At 57.3% G+C, this 22,848-nt stretch carries 18 protein-coding genes, 1 tRNA gene and 1 riboswitch; of the genes, 8 read left to right on the top strand and 11 right to left on the bottom strand.

What is annotated here, in order from left to right:
• The first annotated feature begins 173 nt into the window (after positions 1 to 173).
• The 5 genes from KQI10_RS10435 (at position 174) to KQI10_RS10415 (ending at position 3,962) form a co-directional block, all read left to right on the top strand.
• Entirely contained in the window at positions 174 to 407 is a 234-nt protein-coding gene (locus tag KQI10_RS10435; protein WP_216567342.1) for a hypothetical protein, read from the top strand.
• Positions 408 to 885: 478 nt separating this feature from the next.
• Positions 886 to 1,416, top strand: coding sequence for a formylmethanofuran dehydrogenase subunit E family protein (locus KQI10_RS10430; RefSeq protein ID WP_216567341.1), 531 nt, complete (start codon positions 886 to 888; stop codon positions 1,414 to 1,416).
• A gap of 160 nt (positions 1,417 to 1,576) precedes the next feature.
• Positions 1,577 to 2,656 carry a PfkB family carbohydrate kinase gene (locus tag KQI10_RS10425; protein ID WP_216567340.1) on the top strand — a complete coding sequence of 360 codons (1,080 nt, stop codon included), beginning with the start codon at positions 1,577 to 1,579 and terminating at the stop codon, positions 2,654 to 2,656.
• Positions 2,657 to 2,689: 33 nt separating this feature from the next.
• Positions 2,690 to 3,610, top strand: a complete 921-nt coding sequence (locus tag KQI10_RS10420; RefSeq protein WP_216567339.1) for a pseudouridine-5'-phosphate glycosidase — start codon at positions 2,690 to 2,692, stop codon at positions 3,608 to 3,610.
• A gap of 160 nt (positions 3,611 to 3,770) precedes the next feature.
• A complete protein-coding gene (locus KQI10_RS10415; protein ID WP_216567338.1) occupies positions 3,771 to 3,962 on the top strand; it encodes a hypothetical protein in 192 nt (63 codons plus the stop codon).
• A gap of 45 nt (positions 3,963 to 4,007) precedes the next feature.
• Here KQI10_RS10415 and KQI10_RS10410 read toward each other — a convergent pair whose 3' ends face one another.
• From KQI10_RS10410 to KQI10_RS10365, 10 genes are all read right to left on the bottom strand, one after another.
• On the bottom strand, positions 4,008 to 7,661 hold the full coding sequence (locus KQI10_RS10410; protein ID WP_216567337.1) for a phosphoribosylformylglycinamidine synthase: 3,654 nt from the start codon (positions 7,659 to 7,661) through the stop codon (positions 4,008 to 4,010).
• A gap of 20 nt (positions 7,662 to 7,681) precedes the next feature.
• On the bottom strand, positions 7,682 to 8,950 hold the full coding sequence (purD, locus tag KQI10_RS10405) for a phosphoribosylamine--glycine ligase (protein ID WP_216567336.1): 1,269 nt from the start codon (positions 8,948 to 8,950) through the stop codon (positions 7,682 to 7,684).
• Positions 8,951 to 9,173: 223 nt separating this feature from the next.
• Positions 9,174 to 10,358 carry a phosphoribosylaminoimidazolecarboxamide formyltransferase gene (locus KQI10_RS10400; RefSeq protein ID WP_216567335.1) on the bottom strand — a complete coding sequence of 395 codons (1,185 nt, stop codon included), beginning with the start codon at positions 10,356 to 10,358 and terminating at the stop codon, positions 9,174 to 9,176.
• An 11-nt stretch (positions 10,359 to 10,369) separates the two neighbouring features.
• Positions 10,370 to 11,083: an IMP cyclohydrolase gene (locus KQI10_RS10395; RefSeq protein ID WP_216567334.1), complete on the bottom strand. Its 714-nt coding sequence runs from the start codon at positions 11,081 to 11,083 to the stop codon at positions 10,370 to 10,372.
• Positions 11,080 to 11,694 carry a phosphoribosylglycinamide formyltransferase gene (gene purN, locus KQI10_RS10390; protein ID WP_216567333.1) on the bottom strand — a complete coding sequence of 205 codons (615 nt, stop codon included), beginning with the start codon at positions 11,692 to 11,694 and terminating at the stop codon, positions 11,080 to 11,082. The genes KQI10_RS10395 and purN overlap by 4 nt, the downstream gene beginning before the upstream one ends.
• Entirely contained in the window at positions 11,691 to 12,740 is a 1,050-nt protein-coding gene (gene purM / locus KQI10_RS10385) for a phosphoribosylformylglycinamidine cyclo-ligase (protein ID WP_216567332.1), read from the bottom strand. Before purM ends, purN begins: the two co-directional genes overlap by 4 nt.
• Positions 12,741 to 12,861: 121 nt before the next feature.
• Positions 12,862 to 14,286, bottom strand: a complete 1,425-nt coding sequence (locus KQI10_RS10380; RefSeq protein ID WP_216567331.1) for an amidophosphoribosyltransferase — start codon at positions 14,284 to 14,286, stop codon at positions 12,862 to 12,864.
• A 13-nt stretch (positions 14,287 to 14,299) separates the two neighbouring features.
• Complete coding sequence (gene purE / locus KQI10_RS10375; RefSeq protein WP_216567330.1) at positions 14,300 to 14,794, bottom strand: 5-(carboxyamino)imidazole ribonucleotide mutase; 495 nt, start codon at positions 14,792 to 14,794, stop codon at positions 14,300 to 14,302.
• Positions 14,795 to 14,850: 56 nt separating this feature from the next.
• Positions 14,851 to 14,932, bottom strand: a riboswitch (ZMP/ZTP riboswitch).
• A 121-nt stretch (positions 14,933 to 15,053) separates the two neighbouring features.
• Entirely contained in the window at positions 15,054 to 18,206 is a 3,153-nt protein-coding gene (locus KQI10_RS10370; RefSeq protein WP_216567329.1) for a DEAD/DEAH box helicase, read from the bottom strand.
• A gap of 117 nt (positions 18,207 to 18,323) precedes the next feature.
• Complete coding sequence (locus KQI10_RS10365) at positions 18,324 to 18,833, bottom strand: QueT transporter family protein (protein WP_216567328.1); 510 nt, start codon at positions 18,831 to 18,833, stop codon at positions 18,324 to 18,326.
• A gap of 361 nt (positions 18,834 to 19,194) precedes the next feature.
• On the opposite strand from KQI10_RS10365, the gene KQI10_RS10360 reads away from it, so the two are divergent.
• The 3 genes from KQI10_RS10360 (at position 19,195) to KQI10_RS10350 (ending at position 22,515) form a co-directional block, all read left to right on the top strand.
• Entirely contained in the window at positions 19,195 to 20,412 is a 1,218-nt protein-coding gene (locus KQI10_RS10360) for a galactokinase family protein (protein ID WP_216567327.1), read from the top strand.
• A gap of 3 nt (positions 20,413 to 20,415) precedes the next feature.
• On the top strand, positions 20,416 to 21,909 hold the full coding sequence (gene galT, locus KQI10_RS10355) for a UDP-glucose--hexose-1-phosphate uridylyltransferase (RefSeq protein ID WP_371818406.1): 1,494 nt from the start codon (positions 20,416 to 20,418) through the stop codon (positions 21,907 to 21,909).
• A 78-nt stretch (positions 21,910 to 21,987) separates the two neighbouring features.
• Positions 21,988 to 22,515, top strand: coding sequence for a GNAT family N-acetyltransferase (locus KQI10_RS10350; protein WP_216567326.1), 528 nt, complete (start codon positions 21,988 to 21,990; stop codon positions 22,513 to 22,515).
• A 255-nt stretch (positions 22,516 to 22,770) separates the two neighbouring features.
• Here the strand turns inward: KQI10_RS10350 and KQI10_RS10345 are convergent.
• Positions 22,771 to 22,846 (bottom strand) — tRNA-Asn (locus KQI10_RS10345).
• Between the last annotated feature and the right edge of the window lie 2 nt (positions 22,847 to 22,848).

Below are 22,848 nucleotides of genomic sequence, written 5' to 3'. Positions count from 1 at the left end.
AATTAAGTGCGTAATTCCGTGAGATAGCGGGCGGCAGGTTGCCGCCCCTACAGAAAACCCTATTTTGCAACAGCCCCAGCGCGGCCACAGGCCATGACGAAAGAGAGACGGTCCAAGCCGGAATACTGTACAGTCTCCGGCGAATCCGTACTGCCTCGATAGGAGGTCTCTCTTTGAAGGAGGTAAGAATTCGACGAAGCCCTGCAAAAAGCAGTCAATCTCTCCTGTCCCTCTTCCGTCTCGGCTTCGCTTTTCATGATATTGCTGCCACCGGCAGCTATGTTCCATTGGACACACCGCCCGGCGGGGAAGCCCTTCCCTGCCGCCAAGCGCAAAAAGAAGTGACCCCTGACGATTTGCTTTCGCCTCCTCGTCAGGGGTCACTTCTGTTCACTCTTGGTATCTAACATCTGTGGTTAACCTCTCTTTCTGCGGATTGTGGGGCCGCTTCCTGCTGTTTTCTGTCTCCGTGATACAGTGTATTTCAATCAAAGCCGGCAATAAACTCTATTTGAAACGGAGATAAACAGGAGGCTCTGCCCTTGGCCCTTCTGCGAGCCCATCGGCGGATACCCTTTTCTTCATTGTTTCCTTCCAAAGTCCGGTTAACCCGATTTTTCTTTGGACACCTTGGTATCTCTCCTTTGTGTCTATATATTATCACAATAATTCCGCATTTTCAACGTGTAATTTTGTACATATTTTACATTCTGTTTTTGTATACTGTATATAATTCAGTTGTACGCTTATCATTTCATTCTTTGGTTACGGAAACACAGTCAGCATACCCGGCCTACCGCCTTCGCCGTATTCAGAAGCGCATACGTTGACAATCCCCCCTTGCTCCCTTATAATAAATAAAAAAGACTGAAAGGACAGATTTCCATGTTCAACTCCCGCAGCCGCAATCTTCGCCGACTTTACGAGGACTGTGTTCGCTTCCACGGACAGAGCTGTCCGCTGCTCGCTCTGGGTGTCCGGGTATGCGGCACCGCTCTGGAAAAGCTGAGCCTGGAGGATCCCCCCCACGGGCGGCTGGTCTGTGTCACGGAATTTGACGGCTGCTGCGTAGACGCCATCCAAATCGGCCTGCACTGCACCGCCGGCACCAAGCACTTACTATATTACAAGACCGGCAAGCTGATTTTCACGGTCTATGACCTGGAGGCAGGGACCTCCGTCCGGGTGTGCGCCCGAAAGGAGATTGCTGACACCATCCGGGACAGGGATCCCGAGGAGATTCTTGCCATGGATGAGGACGCCCTCTTTACCTTCGAGCAGGCCCATCCCCTGACCAGCCGCACGCTGGCCAAGGTTGCCCGGACCTGCACCTCCCCTGCCCCGTCGATCCCCCACCGCACCTCCGGCGTCCAGGACTGCCCGGACCAGTTCCGGCGGTTTGACGCACAGAATTAAATCCATATTTCGGACGGCTTTCTGCCGTCCGATTTTTTATCAGCAGATTCAACAAATGGCTGTTTCCATTTTTATTGCAAATTTCCATTGACAATCCCATCGCAAGCGCATATAATAAACATGTGCTTAGAAGAATACAAATTGTTTAGGAGGCAACCCCATGACCCAGCGGGAACGTCAGGTGCTTCAGCTGATTGAAGCCGATCCTCTCATTTCTCAACAGGACATTGCCGCAAAGCTGGGCATTACCCGCTCCAGTGTCGCGGTACACATTTCCAATCTGACCAAAAAAGGCTGCATTGCCGGCCGGGGCTACGTCCTCCACGCGGGCACCTACGCAGTCGTGGTGGGCGGCGTGAATGTGGATATCGGCGGCCGGAGCTTCGCGCCTCTGGTTGCCTCTGACTCCAACCCCGGCAGGGTCTCCCTGAGTCTGGGCGGCGTGGGCCGCAATATCGCCCACAATCTGAGTCTCATGGGCACCGATGTTCGGCTTCTCACCGCCTATGGAGACGATCTCCACGGTGAGCGTGTGGCCGCCTCCTGCTCCGAGTTGGGCATAGATCTGAGCCACGCTCTGCGTATCCCCGGCGCCGCCACCTCTACTTACCTGTATCTGGCAGACGACCACGGGGAAATGGCGCTGGCAGTCTCCGATATGGAGATCTGCAAGAAGATCACCCCCGCCTACCTCGCCAGCCAGCTGCCCCTGCTGCAGAACGCGCAGGTTGTGGTAGCCGATACCAATCTGCCTCAGGAGTCTCTGGAATATCTGGCAGAGAACTGCACCGTCCCTCTGTTCGTGGATCCTGTGTCCACGGTGAAGGCTGAAAAGCTGCGGCCCATTCTCTCCAGGATCCACACCCTGAAACCCAACCGTCTGGAAGCGGAGCTGCTCTCCGGCGTGCCCATCCACGGCACGGAAGACGTGGCCAAAGCCGTGGATGTACTGCTGAAAAAGGGCGTGCACCGGGTTTTTGTTTCCCTGGGGCCTGACGGCGTTTACGGGGCCATGGGCGATGAACGCGTCACCCTTCCCAACACCCCGGGCAACATGGTAAACACCACAGGCTGCGGCGACGCCTTCATGGCCGCCCTGGTCTGGGCTTACCTGGAGGGCATGACGCTCCGGGACACCGCTCTGGCCGGTCTCGCCGCCGGTTCCATCGCCATGGAATCCTCTGAAACCATCAATTCTGCCATGTCCGCCGCCGGTCTTCGCAGCCGGATGCGGCGGTAACAGGGCTTTTTCAAAAGAAAGGAATGTACAGCTATGAACATGAACAAGTATCTGGACGTCAATCCCGAGGTCGCCGAGGCTCTGGTCAACGGCAAACCCGTCGTGGCTCTGGAATCCACCATCATCTCCCACGGCATGCCCTATCCCCAGAACGTAGAGACCGCTCTGAACGTTGAGAAGATCATCCGGGACAACGGCGCTGTGCCCGCTACCATCGCCATTATCGGCGGCCGCCTGAAGGCCGGTCTGACCGCCGAGGAGATCGAGTACTTCGGCAAGAAGGGCCGCGCCATTCACAAGGCTTCCCGCCGTGACCTGGCCGTGCTGTGCGCCCGGGGTGAGGACGGCGCTACCACCGTTACCACCACCATGATTATCGCCCACATGGCCGGCATCCGTTTCTTCGCCACCGGCGGCATCGGCGGCGTGCATCGCGGCGCTGAGACCACCATGGACATCTCCGCCGATCTGGAAGAGCTGGGCCGCACTCCCGTTATGGTGTGCTGCGCCGGTGCCAAGTCCATCCTGGATCTGGGCCTGACTCTGGAGTACCTGGAGACCAAGGGTGTGCCCGTCATCGGCTACGGCACCGATGAGCTGCCCGCCTTCTACACCCGTCAGTCCGGCTTCGGCGTGGACTACCGCATTGACACTCCCGAGGATCTGGCTGCCGCCTTCAAGGCCCAGAACGATCTGCAGCTGGGCGGCGGCATGCTGGTGACCAACCCCATCCCCGAGCAGTATTCCATGGACAAGGCCGTCATCGATGCCGCCATCGACCAGGCCATCAGGGAGTCCAAGGAGCAGGGCATCAAGGGCAAGGAGACCACCCCCTTCCTGCTGGCCCGCGTTGCCGAGCTCACCGGCGGCGACAGTCTGGCTTCCAACATCCAGCTGGTGTACAACAACGCCGCGCTGACCGCCAAGACCGCCGCGGCCTACAGCAAGCTGTAAACTGAATTGAATCGTTTTCGGGCCGCTGCACAGCGGCCCTTTCTTTTTTGGATTTCCCCGGCTGCTCGAAATTTTTTACATGCGCTTCCCAAAATACTCCAATTTATTGGACATTTCCTGTGGTATTATAAGGGCACAAAACAGCAAGGAGGGGTATCCCATGAAAATTGGATTTTGGACACGGAAAGAGGACCCGGTGCTTACGGCGGAGTATCGGCCCCTTCGGGAGAAGCTGGCCCGGGCGGGGCTCAGCGAACGGGCTTTGCGGCGCATGGCTCCGGAAAAGCGGGTCAAGACGCTGGAGAAGGCCCACTTAAATCCCTACGATTACATATTTCTGGCCTGCGGATAAAGGAGGACCGCTGCGTTTTGCGTCGCAGCGGTCCTTGCGTTTTCTTTACTTGAAGTACTTTACGGCAGCCTCGAACATGCGGATATCATATTCGCCGGGTACGTTGCGGTAAAGGTCCTTGCCGATACGCTCGCTGTGGCCCATCTTGCCGAAGACCCGACCATCCGGAGACGTGATGCCCTCAATGGCATACAGAGAACCGTTGGGGTTAAAGGCGGCGTCCATGGTGGGCACGCCCGCCAGATCCACATACTGGGTAGCGATCTGGCCATTGGCGGCCAGCTGCTTTACCAGCTCTTCCGTAGCCAGGAACTTGCCCTCGCCGTGGGAAATGGGAACGTTGTAAATATCGCCCACCTGCGTCAGGCTCAGCCAGGGAGACTTATTGGAGGCAACCCGGGTACGGACAATGCGGCTCTGATGCCGGGAGATGGTATTGTAGGTCAGCGTCGGGCAGGAAGCATCGGTCTCAATGATCTTGCCGTAGGGCACCAGACCCAGCTTGATGAGGGCCTGGAAGCCGTTGCAGATGCCGCACATCAGGCCGTCCCGCTCCTCCAGGAGCTTTGTAACCTGTTCCTTAATGGCAGGATTGCGGAAGAAGGCCGTAATAAACTTGGCGGAGCCATCGGGCTCATCGCCGCCGGAGAAGCCGCCGGGGATGAAGATCATCTGGCTGTCCGCGATACGCTTCGCCACGTCCTCCACCGAACGGGCCACGTCCTCGGCGGTCAGGTTCCGGATGACCGCGATATCCGCCTCCGCCCCGGCGGCCAGAACGGCCCGGGCAGAATCATACTCGCAGTTTGTGCCGGGGAAGACCGGGATCAAAACCTTGGGTCTGGCGCACTTCACGGCAGGCGCGGAGTAAGAGGCGGCGTGGTAATCAAAGGCGGGAATTGTCTCCCGGGTCTCCACGGTTTGGGTGGGATAGACCTTTTCCAGAACAGCGGAATTCAATTCGTACAGCTCCGCAATGGACACGGTCTCGTCATCCAGAGCAATTTCCGGCTCGGCAGTGGTGACGCCGATCTTGGTGCCAAAATCGCAGTCTCCGGTCAGCTCGGCAATGATGTCGCCGTAGCCGCATTCAATGTCCTCGCCCTTGAAGCCAATGGAATTGCCGAAAGACATCTTCATAACAGCCTCGGATACGCCGCCGGCATCCACTGCCCAGGCGGCCTTTACTTTGCCGGTCAGGCACAGGGCATGGAATCTCTCCCAAGTGTCTTTCAGGCCCTCATAGGTACCGTCAGAGCCAAAGCAGTAAACGGGATGTCCTGCCTCCTTGAATTCGTTGGAGAGGACCTCCCCCGCCTTAACAGGGGCAATGGCAAAGGAGATCAGCGTGGGGGGCACGTCCTTATCCAGGAAAGAGCCGGACATGGAATCCTTGCCGCCGATGGCCGCGGCATCCAGGCCCAGCTGTGCCGTCAGCGCGCCCAGCAGCGCTTCGAAGGGCTTTCCCCAGCGCTGGGGCTCATTGCGCAGCTTCTCAAAGAACTCCTGAAGCGTCAGATAGGCCTTTTTGTAGTCCGCTCCGGCTGCCACGATTTTGGCCATGGAGGAAATAACGCTCATCTGGGCGCCCACAAAGGGATCCGCGCTCAGCAGTTCCGGGTCGCAGCCCCATGCCATGACGCTGGCGGCGTCCGTCTCCTCTCCGGGCAGCACCGGCAGTCTGGCCGCCATGGCCTGAGCCGGGGTCGCCTGGTTTTTGCCGCCGAAGGGCATCAGAAGGCTGCCTGCGCCGATGGTGGAATCAAACCGCTCCACCAGGCCCCGCTGAGACGCGAAACGCAGCTGAGAGGCCATTTCCCGCAGAGTTGCTTCGGGGATGTCCAGAGGCGCGGGCTCCGTCACCTCTACAGCGGTGTGCTTCACAGCGCCGTTGGTGTTCAGGAATTCCCGGCTCAGGTCAGCAATCTCGTGACCCTTCCAGGACATGACCATCCGGGCCTCTTCCGTGACCACAGCCACCCGGTATGCCTCCAGATTCTCCTTTTCCGCGGCGGCGATAAAGGCGTCCGCGTCCTCGGGGGCAACGACGACCGCCATACGCTCCTGGGATTCGGAGATCGCCAGCTCCGTGCCGTCCAGACCGTCGTACTTCTTCCGCACGGCATCCAGATCGATGCGCAGGCCGTCAGCCAGTTCACCGATGGCCACGGACACGCCGCCCGCGCCAAAGTCATTGCAGCGCTTGATCAGCCGGGTGACCTTGCCATCCCGGAACAGGCGCTGAATTTTCCGCTCCTCGGGGGCATTGCCCTTCTGGACCTCGGACGCCATGGTGGTCAGGGACTTCATATTGTGGCTCTTGGAGGAACCGGTGGCGCCGCCGATGCCGTCCCGGCCCGTGCGGCCGCCCAGCAGGATCACCACATCCCCGGGTGCGGGGCACTCCCGGCGGACATTGCCCGCGGGAGCGGCAGCCACAACAGCGCCGCACTCCAGACGCTTGGCGACAAAGCCCTCGTGGTACAGTTCCGCCACATGGCCGGTAGCCAGACCGATCTGGTTGCCGTAGGAGGAGTAACCCGCGGCGGCGGTCTGACAGAGCTTCCGCTGGGGCAGCTTGCCGGGCAGGGTGTCCTTCAAAGAGGTCCGGGGGTCTCCTGCGCCGGTGACCCGCATGGCCTGATGCACATAGGCACGGCCGGACAGGGGGTCCCGGATGCAGCCGCCGATGCAGGTGGCCGCGCCGCCGAAGGGCTCGATTTCTGTGGGATGGTTGTGGGTCTCGTTCTTGAACATCAGCAGCCAGTCCTGGTTCTCCCCGTTGACGGTGGCCGTCACATGGATGGAGCAGGCATTGATTTCCTCGCTCTCGTCCAGCTCCGGGAGCTTGCCCTGCTTTTTCAGGTACTTGGCGCCGATGGTGGCAATGTCCATCAGAGTCTGGGGCCGGGCAGCAGCCTTCTCCTCACCATAGACCGCCACACGGGCAGCCAGATATTCCTCATAGGCAGCCTGAACAGCGGGGTCATGGATGACGATGTCGTCCAGATGGGTGGAAAAGGTGGTGTGACGGCAGTGGTCGGACCAATAAGTGTCCACCACCCGAATTTCCGTAATGGTGGGATCCCGCTTCTCCTGGTCCCGGAAGTATGCCTGAAGGAATTTCAGATCATCCAGGTCCATGGCAAGGCCCAATTTTTCCAACAATGCGGACAATTCCGCCCCGTCCATGGCGATAAAGCCTGTGACAGTCGCCACCGTTTCGGGGATGGCATAGTCAATTGCCAGCGTTTCAGGCATTTCCAGAGATGCCTCCCGGCTTTCCACAGCGTTGATAACGTACTTCTTGATTGCTTCCACGTCCGCCTCACCCAGCGCGCCGGACAGCACATAGACCTTAGCGGTGCGGATGGTGGGACGGTTGCCCTGGGAGATGATCTGAATGCACTGGGCCGCGGAATCTGCCCGCTGGTCATACTGGCCGGGCAGAGGCTCCACAGCAAAGACCACATCCCCTCGGGGGACCTCATAGAAAACAGTATCCACCTGGGGCTCGGAGAAAACGGTATTCACCGCGGAATCAAAGAGTTCCTTGTCGATGTTCTCGGCATCATAGCGGTTTACCACCCGCAGCCCCGTCAGGCCGTGGATGCCCAGAAAATCCTGAATCTCCCGCTGCAGGGCATTGGCCTCGTGGGTCTGGCCCGCTTTCTTTTCTACATATACTCGATAAACCATACGGCAGCTCCTTCGTATCGTTAATTCAGGGCCTGCAGAGCCCGCTGTCCAATGTCGCTTCTGCGATAGGCGTTTTCAAAATGTACGCCGTCGGAGAGCCGGTAGGCCTCCCGGATGGCCACATCCAAAGTATCCGCCACGGCGGTGGTGCCGGTGACCCGGCCGCCGGAAGTGACCAGAGTACCGTTTTCATCCAGCTTGGCCCCGGCAACAAAGGTGTGCTTCTCCGCCTCCTCTGTCATGGTCAGGGGGAAACCCTTTTTATAGGAGACGGGGTAGCCCTCGGACGCCTTGATGACGCAGCAGGCATTTTTGTCAGAGAACCGAACCTCCGTATCCGCCAGGGTACCATTGGTAGTCGCCTGCATAACGGTCAGCAAATCGCTTTCCAGCAGGGGCAGCACCACCTGGGTCTCCGGATCGCCAAAGCGGCAGTTGTACTCAATGACCTTGGGGCCCTTGGGGGTCAGCATCAGGCCAAAGTACAGGCAGCCCTTGAAGGTCCGGCCCTCGGCGTTCATAGCCTGAATGGTGGGCAGGAATATCTCTTTCATGCAGCGGTCCGCAATTTCTCCGGTATAATAGGGATTGGGTGCTACGGTGCCCATGCCGCCGGTGTTCAGGCCGGTGTCGTGGTCTCCTGCCCGCTTATGGTCCATGGAGGATACCATAGGCTTGACGACCTTTCCGTCCGTGAAGGACAGCACGCTGACCTCCGGGCCGGTGAGGAATTCCTCAATGACGATGTGCTCGCCGCTCTTGCCAAAGACCTTGTCCGCCATCATGGATTTCACGGCATCCATGGCCTCCTGCCGGGTCTGCGCGATGATAACACCCTTTCCCAGTGCCAGGCCGTCGGCCTTGATGACCGTTGGGATGGGAGCGGTTTCCAGATAATTGAGGGCGGAATCCATGTCGTTGAACACTTCATATTCCGCCGTAGGAATGCCGTACTTCTTCATCAGGTTCTTGGAGAAGACCTTGCTGCCCTCGATGATGGCGGCATTGGCCCGGGGGCCGAAGCAGGGAATGCCCTTGGCTTCCAGAGCATCCACAGCACCCAGCACCAGAGGATCGTCCGGAGCAACCACCGCATAGTCGATCTTGTTCTCCACAGCAAATTCCGTGATCTTGGCAATGTCCGTTGCCCCGATGGGCACGCAGACCGCATCCCTTGCGATGCCGCCGTTGCCGGGCAGGGCATAGATAACCTCTACGGACTTATTTTCTTTCAGCTTCTTGATGATGGCGTGCTCCCGCCCGCCGCCGCCGACTACCAGAATTCTCATGTATATCATCCTTTCAAAAACCCCTGCCTTCCCCTGGGGGAAGGTGCCGCCGCAGCGGCAGATGAGGGGCGGAACCAGGTAAAATAAGGAACAACTCCCACAGGGAAACGGTTTTGAGGGATTCGGGCGTCTGCAAAGGCCCCACGGAATGATCAGTCTTTGCCGCCCCTCATCCGTCACGGCTTCGCCGTGCCACCTTCCCCCAAGGGAAGGCTTTTATCATTTAATGGTGGAACAGCCGCATGCCGGTGAAGGCCATGACGATGCCGTCCTTATCGCACTCTTCGATAACCAGGTCATCCCGGATAGAACCGCCTGGCTGGGCGATGTAGCTGACGCCGGAGGCATAGGCACGCTTGATGTTATCCGCAAAGGGGAAGAAGGCGTCGGAGCCCAGGGACACCCCGCGGATGGCTCCCAGGAATGCCCGCTTGTCCTCCGCGGTCAGGGGTTCGGGGCGCTCTGTAAAGTAGTTCTGCCAGATGCCCTCGGCGCACACATCCTCTTCGTTGCCGTTGATATAGCCGTCAATGACATTGTCCCGGCCCGGACGGCCCAGGTCTTCCCGGAAGGGCAGATTCAGTGTCTTGGGATGCTGCCGCAGGAACCAGGTATCCGCCTTGGATCCCGCCAGACGTGTGCAGTGGATCCGGGACTGCTGGCCAGCGCCCACACCGATGGCCTGGCCGTCATAGGCAAAGCACACGGAATTGGACTGGGTGTATTTCAGGGTAATCAAGGCTACCACCAGATCGATCTTGGCGTTCTCAGGCAGTTCCCTGTTTGCCGTAACGATATTATTCAGCAGAGCGGCATCGATCTTGAAATTGTTCCGGCCCTGCTGGAAGGTGACGCCATAGACCATCTTGGTCTCTTGAGGAGCGGGAACGTAGTTTTCGTCAATGGCAACCACGTTGTAATTGCCTTTGCGCTTGGTTTTCAGGATTTCCAGCGCCTCCTGCGTATAGCCGGGAGCGATGACGCCGTCGGAAACCTCCCGGGCGATGAGTTTGGCAGTCAGGACATCGCAGGTATCGGAAAGGGCCACCCAGTCGCCGAAGGAGCACATCCGATCCGTGCCTCTGGCTCTGGCATAGGCGCAGGCCAGGGGGCTGTCGTCCAGACCCTCCACGTCATCCACAAAGCATGCCTTTTTCAGGCTCTCGGGCAGCACCCTGCCGACAGCGGCGGAGGTAGGCGACACATGCTTAAAGGAAGTAACGGCGCACAGGCCTGTGGCAGCTTTCAGTTCCTTCACCAGCTGATAGGAATTCAGCGCATCCAGGAAGTTGATATAGCCCGGGCGGCCGTTCAGCACCGTAATAGGCAAATCGGAGCCGTCCGCCATATAGATGGAGGCGGGCTTCTGGTTGGGGTTGCAGCCGTATTTCAGTTCAAATTCTTTCATGGGTTACCTCCTTATTCGTAGCGGTTGATGACCTTCTGCCGGTATTCACCGGTGGTCAGGTCCGTATAGCGGACGAACAGGGAAATTTTATTATCCTCGTTCAGGTTGTTCCACAGGGTTTCCACAAAAAGGTCCATGTCCTGCGGGATAGCCACCCGCTCAGGCTCCCCCAGGAAGGTGGGAATGACGGGATTGCCATCGCATACATAGGTGTGCAGGAAGTGGCCCAGTCCGGGGATGGGGTCATAGTCATAGGTATAGCGGTTGCAGCCCTTTCCTTCCGGGTCCGATGCCTTGAGAATGGACATTTTGTAGCTTCCGTCAGGGCTCAGCAGGCCGGAGATGCGGGGGGTCCAGTTGGGGCCGTCATGCTCGAATTTCCGGGTCCGAAGGGCCTCTTCCATGGTCTTGCCCTTTTCCAGGAACTCCCGGATGGTGTCGGTCTGGTCGCCGTTGGTAACGATCAGTGCCCGGCCCAGCTGGCGGACGGGATGGTAGATAATCAGGCTGGGATCCTCCATTTTGCCGGGATCGTAAGCCTCCGTGCGGATGCCGTCAGGCTCCATCGCGAAAACGCGATTGCGGCTGTTTACGCTGCGGCCCATGATAAAATAGGCGGCAACGGACTGCTTTCCGTCCGGGGTCAGCCCCAGGACAATCCCCCGGCCGGGATAGCGGTTGGAGGACAGCTTTTCCTCCATGGACCCGATTTCATAGACGTTCATCGTTCTTCCTCCGAATTCTGAATAGCCGCGCAGACCTGCTCAGCGGCTCTGGGGAGCAGGATCCACTCTGCCTGCTCCATAACCCGGCGCTGCAGGCGCTCGGGAGTGTCTCCGGGCAGGATGTCCACTGCCTTCTGGGCAATGATCTCTCCTCCGTCCGGAACCTCGTTCACAAAATGCACCGTAGCTCCTGTGACCTTCACGCCATAGCTGAGGGCCGCCTCATGGACACGCAGCCCATAGAAGCCCGCCCCGCAGAAGGACGGAATCAAAGAGGGGTGCACATTCAGGATGCGCTTGGGGTACCGCTTTGTAAAGTCCCCGGAAAGGATGCTCATAAAGCCTGCCAGAATGATGACCTGAATACCGTGGCTATCCAGGGTCTCCCCCAGCGCCTTTTCAAATCCCGCCTGGCCGCCCAGTTCCTTTTTCAGCAGAACCGCCGTGGGGATGCCGACGTTCCTCGCCCGTTCCAGAGCATAGGCCTTTGCGTTGTTGGACACCACCAGGGCAATCTCGCCGCTGCACAGCGTCCCCGCCTTCTGGGCATCGATCAGAGCCTGCAAATTGGTGCCGCCGCCGGAAACCAGCACCGCAATTTTGGTTTTCACGCCAGAATCACCTTTTCCTCGTTCTCCACGATCTCGCCGATGACATAAGCGGTCTCACCGTGGCCATTCAGGATATCCAACGCGGTCTGCACCTGCTCCGCAGGCACCACGACGCTCATACCAACGCCCATATTGAAGGTGTTGAACATATCCCGCTCGGGGATATTGCCGGTCTCGGCAATGAGCTTGAAGATGGGCAGCACCCGAACGCTGGACTTCTGAATCCTTGCGCAAAGGCCGTCAGGAATGCTGCGGGGAACGTTCTCGTAGAAGCCGCCGCCGGTGATATGGCTGATGCCCTTTACATCCACCTGTTCCAGCAGTGCCAGAATGGACTTGACATAGATTCTGGTGGGGGTCAGCAGGGTTTCCAGAACGGATTTTCCGCCCAATGCTTCAACAGGCTCCTTCAGGTTCTCATTGTGCTCCACATCGAACACCTTCCGCACCAGACTGAAGCCGTTGGAATGAACACCGGTGGAGGCAAGGGCGATGACCACATCTCCGGCACGCATACGGGTATTGTCGATGATTTTCTTCTTATCCACAATGCCCACGCTGAAGCCCGCCAGATCGTAGTCGTCCACAGGCATCATGCCGGGATGCTCCGCGGTCTCGCCGCCAATAAGTGCGGAACCGGACTGGACGCAGCCCTCGGCCACACCGCCGACAATCTCGGCGATACGCTCAGGCACGTTCCTGCCGCAAGCGATATAGTCCAGGAAGAACAGGGGCCGGGCACCGCAGCAGATCACATCGTTGACGCACATGGCGACGCAGTCGATGCCGATGGTATCGTGCTTGTCCAGGAGCTGGGCAATGCGCAGCTTTGTGCCCACGCCGTCGGTGCCGGAGACCAGCACCGGCTCCTCCATGCCCGCAACAGGCAGGCCGAAGCAGCCGCCGAAGCCGCCCACATCGTCCAGACAGCCCTCATTTTTGGTTCTGGCAATGTGCTTTTTCATGAGCTCCACGGCTCTGTAGCCCGCGGTGATATCCACGCCCGCGGCGGCGTAGCTGGCAGACTGAGAATTCTTGTGATCCATGTTAAATTTCTCCTTTTTGACTGTAGCGTCGTTTTTCGGATTTTCAAATACTTTGGTTTCTGCCGCCCCTCATCCGTCTCGGCTTCGCCGAGCCACCTTCCCCAGAGGGGAAGGCTTGGCGTTACTCCTTGCCGTTCCAGCAGTAGGTGCAGACGTCACAGGCGGGAAGGTCGATGGCTTCCAGGATGCCGTCAAGGGTCTGATATTCCAGGGTGGAGAAATGGAGTTTCTCGCAGATGGTCTGGCGCAGCTTCCTGCCCCGCTCTGTGGTGCCATCCATGTACTCGTCCAGATGGTTGAACCCCTCTTCCCCCTCCAGTTCCAGAATCGTCGCCCGGGCAATGAGCTCGTTCTCCGAATTGGAGCGGGAGAAATTCAGGTATTTGCAGGCATACAGAATAGGCGGGCAGGCAGAGCGGATGTGTACGTCCTTAGCCCCGTGCTCATAGAGGAAGTCTACAGTCTCCCGCAGCTGAGTACCCCGGACGATGGAATCGTCCACAAACAGCAGCTTCTTATCCCGGATCAGCTCATCCACCGGAATCTGTTTCATCTTGGCCACCATATTCCGCTCGCTCTGGTTGGAGGGCATAAAGCTTCTGGGCCAGGTGGGAGTATACTTGATAAAGGGCCGGGCAAAGGGTACGCCGCTTTCGTTGGCGTAGCCGATGGCGTGAGGTGTGCCGGAATCAGGCACACCTCCTACATAGTCGATATCCTGGGCGATGCCGTTCTCCCGGTCGGCCTTGGCCATAATGTGGCCGTTGCGGTAGCGCATGACCTCCACGTTCTTGCCCTCATAGCAGGAGGTGGGGTAGCCATAATAGGACCAGAGAAAAGCGCAGATTTTTTTCTTCTTCCGGGGGGCCAGCAGCACCGTCTCCCCTTCCGGGGTCAGCTCCACGGCCTCACCGGGGCCCAGCTCCCGGCAATAGGTATAGCCCAGTTTTTCGCCGGCGTAGTCTTCAAAGGTGACGCAGAAGCCGTCCTCGTTCTTTTCCAGAACGATGGGCAGTCTGCCGAGCTTATCCCGGGCGGCGATGAGATGACCGTCGTCCTTCAGAATCAGGATAGAAGCCGTGCCCTCGATCAGGTCCTGGGCAAAGCGAATCCCTTCCGCAAAGGAGCTTTTCTGATCGATCAGGGCAGAGATCAGCTCGTTGGAGTTGACCTTTCCCCCGCTCATGGCATCGAAATGGCCGCCGCTGAAGGACAGGTACTGGCTCAGCAACGCCTCCGCGTTGTTGATGATGCCGATGGTGCAGATAGCATAGGTGCCCAGATTGGACCGGATCAGCAGGGGCTGGGGGTCCGTATCGGAAATACATCCGATGGCGCTGGTACCCTTCATCTCGTTCAGAATGCCGTCGAATTTGGTACGGAAGGGAGAATTTTCAATATTGTGGATCTCCCGCTGGAGACCCAGCTGGGAATCATAGGCTGCCATGCCGCCCCGGCGGGTGCCCAGGTGGGAATGGTAGTCCGTGCCAAAGAATACATCCAGAATGCAGTCCCGCTTGGAGACCGCGCCAAAGAAACCGCCCATGGAATTCCTCCTTTTATGCGTTCAGCTCTTGCTGCAGAGCCGCGTCTTTCTCAAGAACCTTCTGTGCGTCCTTTGCCCGCTTCCCGTCCAGCTTTCGGGCCAGCGCTTCATCGGAAACCGCCAGAATCTGGGCTGCCAGCAGCGCCGCGTTGGCTCCGCCGTTGATGGCGACAGTAGCTACCGGGATGCCGGTCGGCATCTGCACCGTGGCAAGCAGAGCGTCCATACCATCCAGCACCGGTCCCTTGCAGGGAATACCGATGACAGGCAGGGTCGTGTTGGCCGCAATGGCCCCCGCCAGGTGGGCCGCCATACCGGCGGCGGCAATCAGCGCGCCAAACCCGTTCGCCCGGGCATTCAGGGCAAAATCCCGGGCCTCCGCCGGAGTGCGGTGGGCGGAGAAAATATGGCATTCAAAGGGGATCTCCAATTCCTTGAGCACATCCATGGATTTGCGCAGAATGGGCAAATCACTGTCACTTCCCATTATAATTCCAACTTTTTTCATTACTTTACCTCCTAAAAAAGCGAAAAAGGCCCACTTACCCCCCTGATTCAGGAACGCAAGCAAGCCCAGACGGTCGGCAAAAAATCTTCCCTTACTCCATGTGGTGCTCCACTTTATCCGTCAGTCATAAGGGTTCTTATTGGATGCGTCCATTATAGCATGGTGTTGCCTTTTTCGTCAAGAAAGCAGATACCACAGAATTTCCAAAAAAAGCAAAAAAACCATGTGAATCTTGACAAGTCGATATCTTTTTACTGTTTCATCCAATTTTCAGAAGCTCCAGCAGTTCTTCCCTGGACATTTCCAGAATTCCCGCCTCCGTGGTGCCGGAAAGGGCATCCATCAGCGCCGCCTTTTTCTCCTGAAGCTCCAAGATGCGTTCCTCAATGGTATCCTTGGCGATCAGCTTGTACACCTGCACATGCGCCTCCTGGCCGATGCGGTGTGCCCGATCCGTAGCCTGCTCCTGGGCCGCCAGATTCCACCAGGGATCATAGTGAATGACAATGTCCGCCGCCGTCAGATTCAATCCCGTGCCCCCGGCTTTCAGAGAAATCAGGAACACGGAAGCCTTGCCCTCGTTGAATTCCTTCACAAGCCTTGCCCGCTGCTCCTTGGAGGTGGAGCCCCGGAGGGTGAAGTTGGAAATCCCCCGCCCTTCCAGCCTCCCGCGCAGGATGTCCAGCATGGACGTGAACTGGGAGAACAGCAATATCTGATGGCCGTTTTCCACCATGGTCTCCACCAGCTCCATGCAGGCATCCAGCTTGCTGGTTTCTCCTTCGTAGTTCTGGAAGCACAGCGCCGGATCACAGCAGATCTGCCGCAATTGGGTCAGGGCTGCCAGTATTTTCAGCTTGCCGTCCTCCTCCCCAATGGAATCCCGCAATGCCTGAACGGCAGAATAATAGGTCTTCTGCTCCCGCTCAGAAAGCTGAATCCGGCGGATATACTCGCTTTTCGGCGGCAGCTCCTTGAGCACATCCTTTTTCAGCCTCCGCAGAATAAAGGGGCTCACCAACTTGCGCAGCTGCTCCTGGGCCTCCGGATTGCCGCTCTTCACAATGGGCTTTTCCAGTTTGTCCCGGAACGCCGCGTTTGTAAAGAGGTAGCCCGGCATCAGGAAGTCAAAAAGGTTCCACAGTTCGCTCAGCCGGTTCTCAATCGGCGTTCCCGTCAGCACGAATCGCTGGCGGCAGTCAATGCGCTTCACGGCCTTGGACACCTGTGTGGTCTGATTTTTGATATGCTGGCCTTCATCCAGCACACAGCAATAGAATTTTCGCTGGGCATAGTCCTCAATGTCCTGCCGCAGCAGCTCATAGGAGGTGACCCACAGGTCCGCGTTCCCGGCATCCTGCCGAAGCTGCTTTCGCTGGGCCGCGGGTCCCAAAATGATCCGCACAGACAATTGCGGCGCGAACCGCCTTACTTCATCCGCCCAGTTATAGATCAGCGAGGCGGGGCATACCACCAGGCCGGGCATCCCGGTCACGGAATATGGGGTACTCGCCAGATAGGCAATGGTCTGGATTGTCTTGCCAAGCCCCATTTCATCAGCCAGGATTCCCCCGAAGCCACAGCTTTCCAGGGTTTTCAGCCAACGGAATCCGGTTTTCTGGTAGGCGCGCATGGTGCGCTCCAAATTCTCCGGCAGGTTATAATCGCTTTCTTCCACAGCCCGGAACTGCCGGATCATCTGCCGAAAGCTTCTGTCCCGGTTCACCGTCACCGCATCGCTGCCGGAAAGCAGCCCATCCAGATAAAGCGCCCGAAAAGCGGGCATGGTGACGGTATCGCTTTCCAGATTCTTTTTCCCCAGCTGCAGCATCTGCGCCATTTCGGCCAGTTTCTCCACACCGGAACCGTCCAGTGTCAGAAACCTTCCATCCTTCAGCCGGTGGTACTTTTTCCGCTGCAGCAGGCTTTGGTAAAGGGCAGACAGTTCCTCCGGCGGGAAGCCGCCGGTATCCAGCTTCAGCGTCAGCAACCCATCCGATACGGAAATACCAACGCTGGGAGGCGCCGCCTTTACCTGTCTGGACTGCAGCTTGCTGCTGATATACACCTCTCCCACCGCCCGCAGTGCCGGAAGGGATGCCGCCAAAAAGGTATAGGCGGCATCCTCTCCACCGGGCAGGGAAAAAACTGAGTCAATGAGACGGAAGCTGCGGCTGACCAGGGCCTTCGCCCGCTGCTCCGCCGGCAGATCCCGGCGAATACTGCCCCAGTCCTTTTGCGGGGCATCCCAGCGCGTTTCCCGATCCCCATAGCGGAAGCGCAGGTCCAGCGTCAGGGTGTCCTTATCCATATCCAGATAAAAACAGGGTGTGCATTCTTCCGGGGTATACTTTTCCAGCAGGCCATCGGGATCCTCGACCGCTGCCAGCTCCCGGACTTGAGGCAGGACACAGGCGCAGAAGGATGGAATGTCGTTCAGCGCCAGTCTCAGTGTAAGGGGCGCATGGCTGTGTTCCGTTTTCTGGTTTTCCAGCAGCGGAAATACCTGCTTTCGGAATGCGGGACTGCACAGGCGGATTTTTCCGTCCCCCAGTGCGTACAGCCGGAATGTGTCCCCGAAAAACGCCATCCCCTCCGCGCCTTTTATCAGGACCTGGGCCAAATTCTTCTTTTTTTGCAGACAAACGGTAATCTGAGGGTCCTCTTCCACAAACAGCAGTGGGCCCAAATCGCTTTCCACGGTTCTCTGTTCGTACAGGGAAAAGAATCTGGCAAAGGTCTCCCCCCGAAAGCGCACCTGATCCTTGGTCAGCTTGTAGGTATATTCAAATTCATAGCGTTTGTCCCGTCTTGCCGCCCGGATCAGCTCAATCAGCTGCCGCGCGTCTGCGTCAAACTGGCCAGGACTGTGGGTCAGCGTCAGCTGCTTTCCGTAGGTGACTGTGGCGGTTTCATCCATATCCTTCAAAAAATCCGCCACGTTCTTCACGACATATGGCCGCTCCCGGCCAACCCGGAAGCTCACCGCCGGATAGTCCGGTTCATAGGAGGATTTCAAAAACGGTGTCAACGAGACCGGAACGTCCGTTGGTTCTTCCGGCTGGCTCTGCCGCAGATAGGTGTTCAGGACCTGACGCATGTTCCGGTCCGTCTGCTGTGTCTCCTGCGTCTCGCCCTTCGCCCAGGCAATGGCCGCGGCCGCCATGTGACGGCATTCTCCGTTATAATGGGAAGTCGCGCAGGTACACCTTCCGTAATAGTCGCCATACGCGTTTTCCGCAATACGCACATGGTACACCTGGTTGCCCCAGTATTCGCACGCCATCTGCTGCATTCCCCGAACCTCATGAACAGCAAGGCCGTGGATTTTCCCATCCAGATAGTCCCGCATTCCATTCTCATAGTTCGTTGTGCTCAGCCGCTTTCTGAGCATATCCAGTGTAAGGCCCATGCTCTCCCCGCTTTCATTTTTTGTCAGTATATCACAGTTTGTTTGGAAAAGAAAGAGGGCACGCCGTGAAAGAACGCGGCATGCCCCGGCTATGCAAAATTGTCACTTTGTCCTGTATCAGCCCGCACTCAGCAGCTTCTTGTCCAGGCCTCTTTTTGTAATGGCAAAATACAGCAGGCTCCCCAGCACCAGCACCACAGCCAGTTCACCCAGAGCCACATACAGGGCATTGATGCCGAAGCCGCCGCCGATATAGACCGTCAGCTCCCAGCCCACAAGGACAGCATTGGTCAGGGCGGGCATCAGCAGGCCCGGCAAGGGCAGCTTGCCAACCTTCACATTCCGGGTCAGCCACATGGCGATCGCCGCCAGCAGGGTCGCCAGAGTGCCCACCACAAAGTCCAGGGGCAGTGTCGCGGAATAGGTCAGGTTGAACAGCAGGCACCCCAGGCTCAGACCGGGGATGGCGGCAGGGGTAAAGAAGGCCAGCACGGTCATGGCTTCGCTGATGCGCATCTGGATGGCCCAGGTGGCGGAACCGGGCAGCAGGAAATTCTGCATATGGGTCAGTACGGCGTACAGCGCCGCAATGACGGCAGCCTGGGCGAGATAACGGGTCTTGTTCATGTTTTTTCTCCTTTGAAAACAAAAATGGGCGGACAGTTCCACCCACGCAAAAACAAAATGGGCGCTTTTCAGCGTCCATCCAAGAAAAACGGGCGCAAAATGCACCCATCAAAGTCCTAGTTTTGTTTACCGACAGGATGGTTACGAACTGTCCTATAGAATTGTGGGAGGATAGTACCATATTTTCGGTTATTTGTCAAGAGGCGGCACGGAATAAGCGTACATCGTCCGTAAATTACTGCTTGCGTAAATACTGACGAAATTATGTTTATCCCCTTCCCTTTTTGCTGCGGATACTGTATAATCAAATCAGTGAGATCCAGCTAAATTAAGATCGAATGTAAAATGAGGAGGAAGTTCCATGTCTTCACCCAGTCTTATTCTCTCCCGGGACCAGAAGCAGGTTCTGGATGCCGGATTCTTCGCGGCGTTCGAAAAGACCCCGGAGCGGTATTTTTCCGCCCCCGGGCGCACGGAAATCGGCGGAAACCATACGGATCATCAGCGGGGCCGTGTACTGGCCGCTGCCGTGAATCTGGATACCCGTGCCGCTGTCCGGGTCAACGGCACCGACACTGTGCGCATTCTCTCCAAGGGCTATCCCCTATGCACCGTATCCCTGAACACGCTGGTGCCCCAGGAGAACGAGATCAACACCACGCCCGCCCTGGTGCGGGGTGTATGCGCCCGGTTCGCGGAGCTTGGCTGCAAAGTCGAGGGGTTTGATGCCTACTGCGAGTCCACAGTGCTGCCGGGGTCCGGTCTCAGCTCCTCCGCCGCCTTTGAGGTGCTCATCGGTACCATCGTCAACCACCTGTTCTTTGGCGGCCGGGTCAGCCAGCCGGAGATTGCCCAGATCGGGCAGTACGCCGAGAACGTCTTCTTCGGCAAGCCCTGCGGTCTGATGGATCAGACCGCCTCTGCCGTGGGCAATCTGGTGACCATTGACTTCTTCGACAAGGATCACCCCGTCATCGAGCCTGTTGACTTTGATTTCTCTGCCTGCGGCCATGCCCTGTGCATTATTGACAGCCAGGCCAGCCACGCCGACCTGACCGATGAATACGCCGCCATTCCCGGTGAGCTGAAGCAGATCTGCGCCTATTTCGGCAAAGAGGTGCTGACCCAGATTTCCGAGGCCGACTTCTTCGCCGCCATCCCCGCCCTGCGGAAAATCTGCCCCGACCGGGCTGTGCTGCGGGCCATCCATTTCTATCAGGAGAATGCCCGTGTGCCTCAGCAGGTGGAAGCTCTGCGCCGGGGTGACTTTGCCGCGTTCCTGGAGCTGGTCAAGCAGAGCGGCTATTCCTCCTATATGTACCTGCAGAACGTGATTCCCGCGGGCTATGTGGAGCATCAGGATGTGGCTGTCTCCCTGGCCCTGTGCGAGCACTATCTCCGGGGCAAGGGCGCTTACCGTGTCCATGGCGGCGGCTTTGCCGGAACCGTCCAGGCATTCGTGCCCTTCGAGCTGCTGGATTCCTTCCGGGCTGGCATTGACGCCGTTCTGGGTCAGGGTGCCTGCCATGTGCTGTCCATCCGTCCCCAGGGCGGCGTGGAAATGGAAGTGGAGGCGTAAATCGTGCAGATTGAAACCTACATTGATTCTCTGGTATCCTATGCCATGAACCACGGTCTTGCGGAGCCGGTGGATCACCAGGTACTGACCAACCGCATTCTGGACATTCTGCACAAGGAGGACTACACCCCCTCTCAGGAGCCCCAGAGCGAAGATCTGGAGGAAATTCTCAAGGGTCTGCTGGACTATGCCTGTGGAAACAGGCTGTGCGAGGATAACATCACCGCCCGGGACATTTTTGATACCCGTCTTATGGGTGCGCTGACTCCCATGCCCCGGGAAGTCATCCGCGCCTTCCGGGAGAAGTACGCCGTCTCCCCCAAGGAGGCCACGGACTGGTACTACCGCTTCAGCTGCGACACGGACTACATCCGCCGCTACCGCATTGCCAAGGACATGCGCTGGAAGTATGAAAGCGAGTACGGCGAGATGGACATCACCATCAACCTGTCCAAACCAGAAAAGGATCCCAAAGCCATTGCCGCCGCCAAGAACGCGCCCCAGTCCGGCTATCCCAAGTGCCAGCTGTGCCGGGAGAATGAGGGCTACGCGGGCCGGATGAACCACCCCGCCCGTGCCAACCACCGCATTATCCCCATCACCATTGCCGGGGCGGACTGGTATCTGCAATACTCCCCTTACGTTTACTATAACGAGCACTGCATTGTCTTTAACGGCCGGCATGTGCCCATGAAGATCGACCGTTCCGCCTTTGAAAAGCTGCTGGACTTTGTAACAGTGTTCCCCCACTACTTTGTGGGCTCCAACGCCGACCTGCCCATCGTAGGCGGCTCCATACTGAGCCACGAGCACTTCCAGGGCGGACACTACACCTTCGCCATGGAAACCGCCCCTGTGGAAACGCCCGTTTCCTTCCGTGGCTATGAGGATATCCAGGCAGGCCTTGTGAAATGGCCCATGAGCGTCATCCGGTTGGACGGCAAGGATCCCAAGCGACTGGCGGAACTGGCGGAGAAGATTCTGAACGTATGGCGGGGCTATTCCGATGAAAGCCAGGGCATTACTGCCTTCTCTGACGGTGAACCCCACAACACCATTACGCCCATCGCCCGCCGAAGAGGCAATCTCTACGAGCTGGATCTGGTGCTGCGGTGCAATATCACGACTCCGGAGCACCCCCTTGGTGTGTTCCACCCCCATGCGGACAAGCACCATATCAAGAAGGAGAATATCGGCCTGATTGAAGTCATGGGTCTTGCCGTACTGCCCAGCCGCCTGAAGGGCGAACTGAGCGATCTGGCGGAGAAAATCGTGACCGGGGCAGATCTGCGGACAGACGCAGTTCAGGCCAAGCACGCCGACTGGGTGGACGAACTGAAAACACGGTACACCTTTACCGCCGAAAATGCTCTGGATATTCTCCTGCGGGAAACCGGCAGGGTCTTCTCTCAGGTTCTGGAGGACGCCGGTGTGTACAAGCGCACAGAGAGCGGCAAGGCAGCTTTTTTGAAGTTTGTTGAGGCAGTAAACCGCTGAGTAACTTTTCTAAACGGGGTCGGCATTTCGCCTGACCCCGTTTTTAACAATGTAATTCCATGGAAGGAAGTCAATGCAATGAATTTGGGTAACACTTTATTTCACGCGGGGCATAGTTATAAGAACGCTCACATCAAGTTGGTCTGTAAAAATGAAGCCGAGTTTTTGAATGTGCTGATGAATTGTACGACTGTCTTGCAAATATTAAATGAGGTTCCAACAGAACTACAAGATTGGATAGATGCGATCAACGAATGGTCTCACGATGATGATGAAGAGGATTATATCGTCTTTGATGAAAACACCCCAATAGGTTGGCTTGGAGTAAATGGCCTCCTTAACGAGAATAAAAAGGCGTACTTAAAAATGGCGGTATTTCTTCCGGATTATCAGGGACAAGGATTTGGTTCCTTTGCAATTCAAGAGGTAATGTGCCACTTAAGGCAAAGAGGAATTAAACAAATTATCCTGTATACGGATAAGGACAATTATAGAGCACAAGCATGTTACAAAAAGTGCGGATTCCGAATTGTTGAATCGCTGGTAGAAACGATGTCTAATGGAAAGGATGTTCCAAGATTTAAAATGGAAACTCATTGGGAGTAATTGTATTCCCTTATGATAATCTGATAATATTTACAGCCATATTTCTCCTGAAAAGTACAGTAAAATATGAGGTTTCTCAAATAATTTCCAGACCTTTTACCGACCCCAGAGCCTTTGGCTGATCCCATTTATTATAGAACCTTATTATAGAACCCTTTTAACCCAAGTGACCCAAAACGGCGAACTGGCCCGTTTCAAATCGTGCCCGAAAGTTAGAAAAATCCCGGTATTCAAAGCGAATACCGGGTATTTCTCTGGCTCCCCCTGTTGGACTCGAACCAACGACACACGGATTAACAGTCCGTTGCTCTACCGACTGAGCTAAGGGGGAAT

The sequence above is a fragment of the Pseudoflavonifractor sp. MSJ-30 genome, from assembly GCF_018918045.1.
Taxonomy (GTDB): domain Bacteria; phylum Bacillota; class Clostridia; order Oscillospirales; family Oscillospiraceae; genus Faecousia.
Note: the sequence above shows the minus strand (reverse complement) of the source record. Positions and strands in the feature narration are given on the sequence as shown.

Coding starts and splice junctions, on each gene's coding strand:
- KQI10_RS10430 (WP_216567341.1), top strand. CDS start 886: ATGTTCAACTCCCGCAGCCGCAATCTTCGCCGACTTTACGAGGACTGT.
- KQI10_RS10425 (WP_216567340.1), top strand. CDS start 1,577: ATGACCCAGCGGGAACGTCAGGTGCTTCAGCTGATTGAAGCCGATCCT.
- KQI10_RS10420 (WP_216567339.1), top strand. CDS start 2,690: ATGAACATGAACAAGTATCTGGACGTCAATCCCGAGGTCGCCGAGGCT.
- KQI10_RS10415 (WP_216567338.1), top strand. CDS start 3,771: ATGAAAATTGGATTTTGGACACGGAAAGAGGACCCGGTGCTTACGGCG.
- KQI10_RS10410 (WP_216567337.1), bottom strand. CDS start 7,661: ATGGTTTATCGAGTATATGTAGAAAAGAAAGCGGGCCAGACCCACGAG.
- purD (WP_216567336.1), bottom strand. CDS start 8,950: ATGAGAATTCTGGTAGTCGGCGGCGGCGGGCGGGAGCACGCCATCATC.
- KQI10_RS10400 (WP_216567335.1), bottom strand. CDS start 10,358: ATGAAAGAATTTGAACTGAAATACGGCTGCAACCCCAACCAGAAGCCC.
- KQI10_RS10395 (WP_216567334.1), bottom strand. CDS start 11,083: ATGAACGTCTATGAAATCGGGTCCATGGAGGAAAAGCTGTCCTCCAAC.
- purM (WP_216567332.1), bottom strand. CDS start 12,740: ATGGATCACAAGAATTCTCAGTCTGCCAGCTACGCCGCCGCGGGCGTG.
- KQI10_RS10380 (WP_216567331.1), bottom strand. CDS start 14,286: ATGGGCGGTTTCTTTGGCGCGGTCTCCAAGCGGGACTGCATTCTGGAT.
- purE (WP_216567330.1), bottom strand. CDS start 14,794: ATGAAAAAAGTTGGAATTATAATGGGAAGTGACAGTGATTTGCCCATT.
- KQI10_RS10370 (WP_216567329.1), bottom strand. CDS start 18,206: ATGGGCCTTACACTGGATATGCTCAGAAAGCGGCTGAGCACAACGAAC.
- KQI10_RS10365 (WP_216567328.1), bottom strand. CDS start 18,833: ATGAACAAGACCCGTTATCTCGCCCAGGCTGCCGTCATTGCGGCGCTG.
- KQI10_RS10360 (WP_216567327.1), top strand. CDS start 19,195: ATGTCTTCACCCAGTCTTATTCTCTCCCGGGACCAGAAGCAGGTTCTG.
- KQI10_RS10350 (WP_216567326.1), top strand. CDS start 21,988: ATGAATTTGGGTAACACTTTATTTCACGCGGGGCATAGTTATAAGAAC.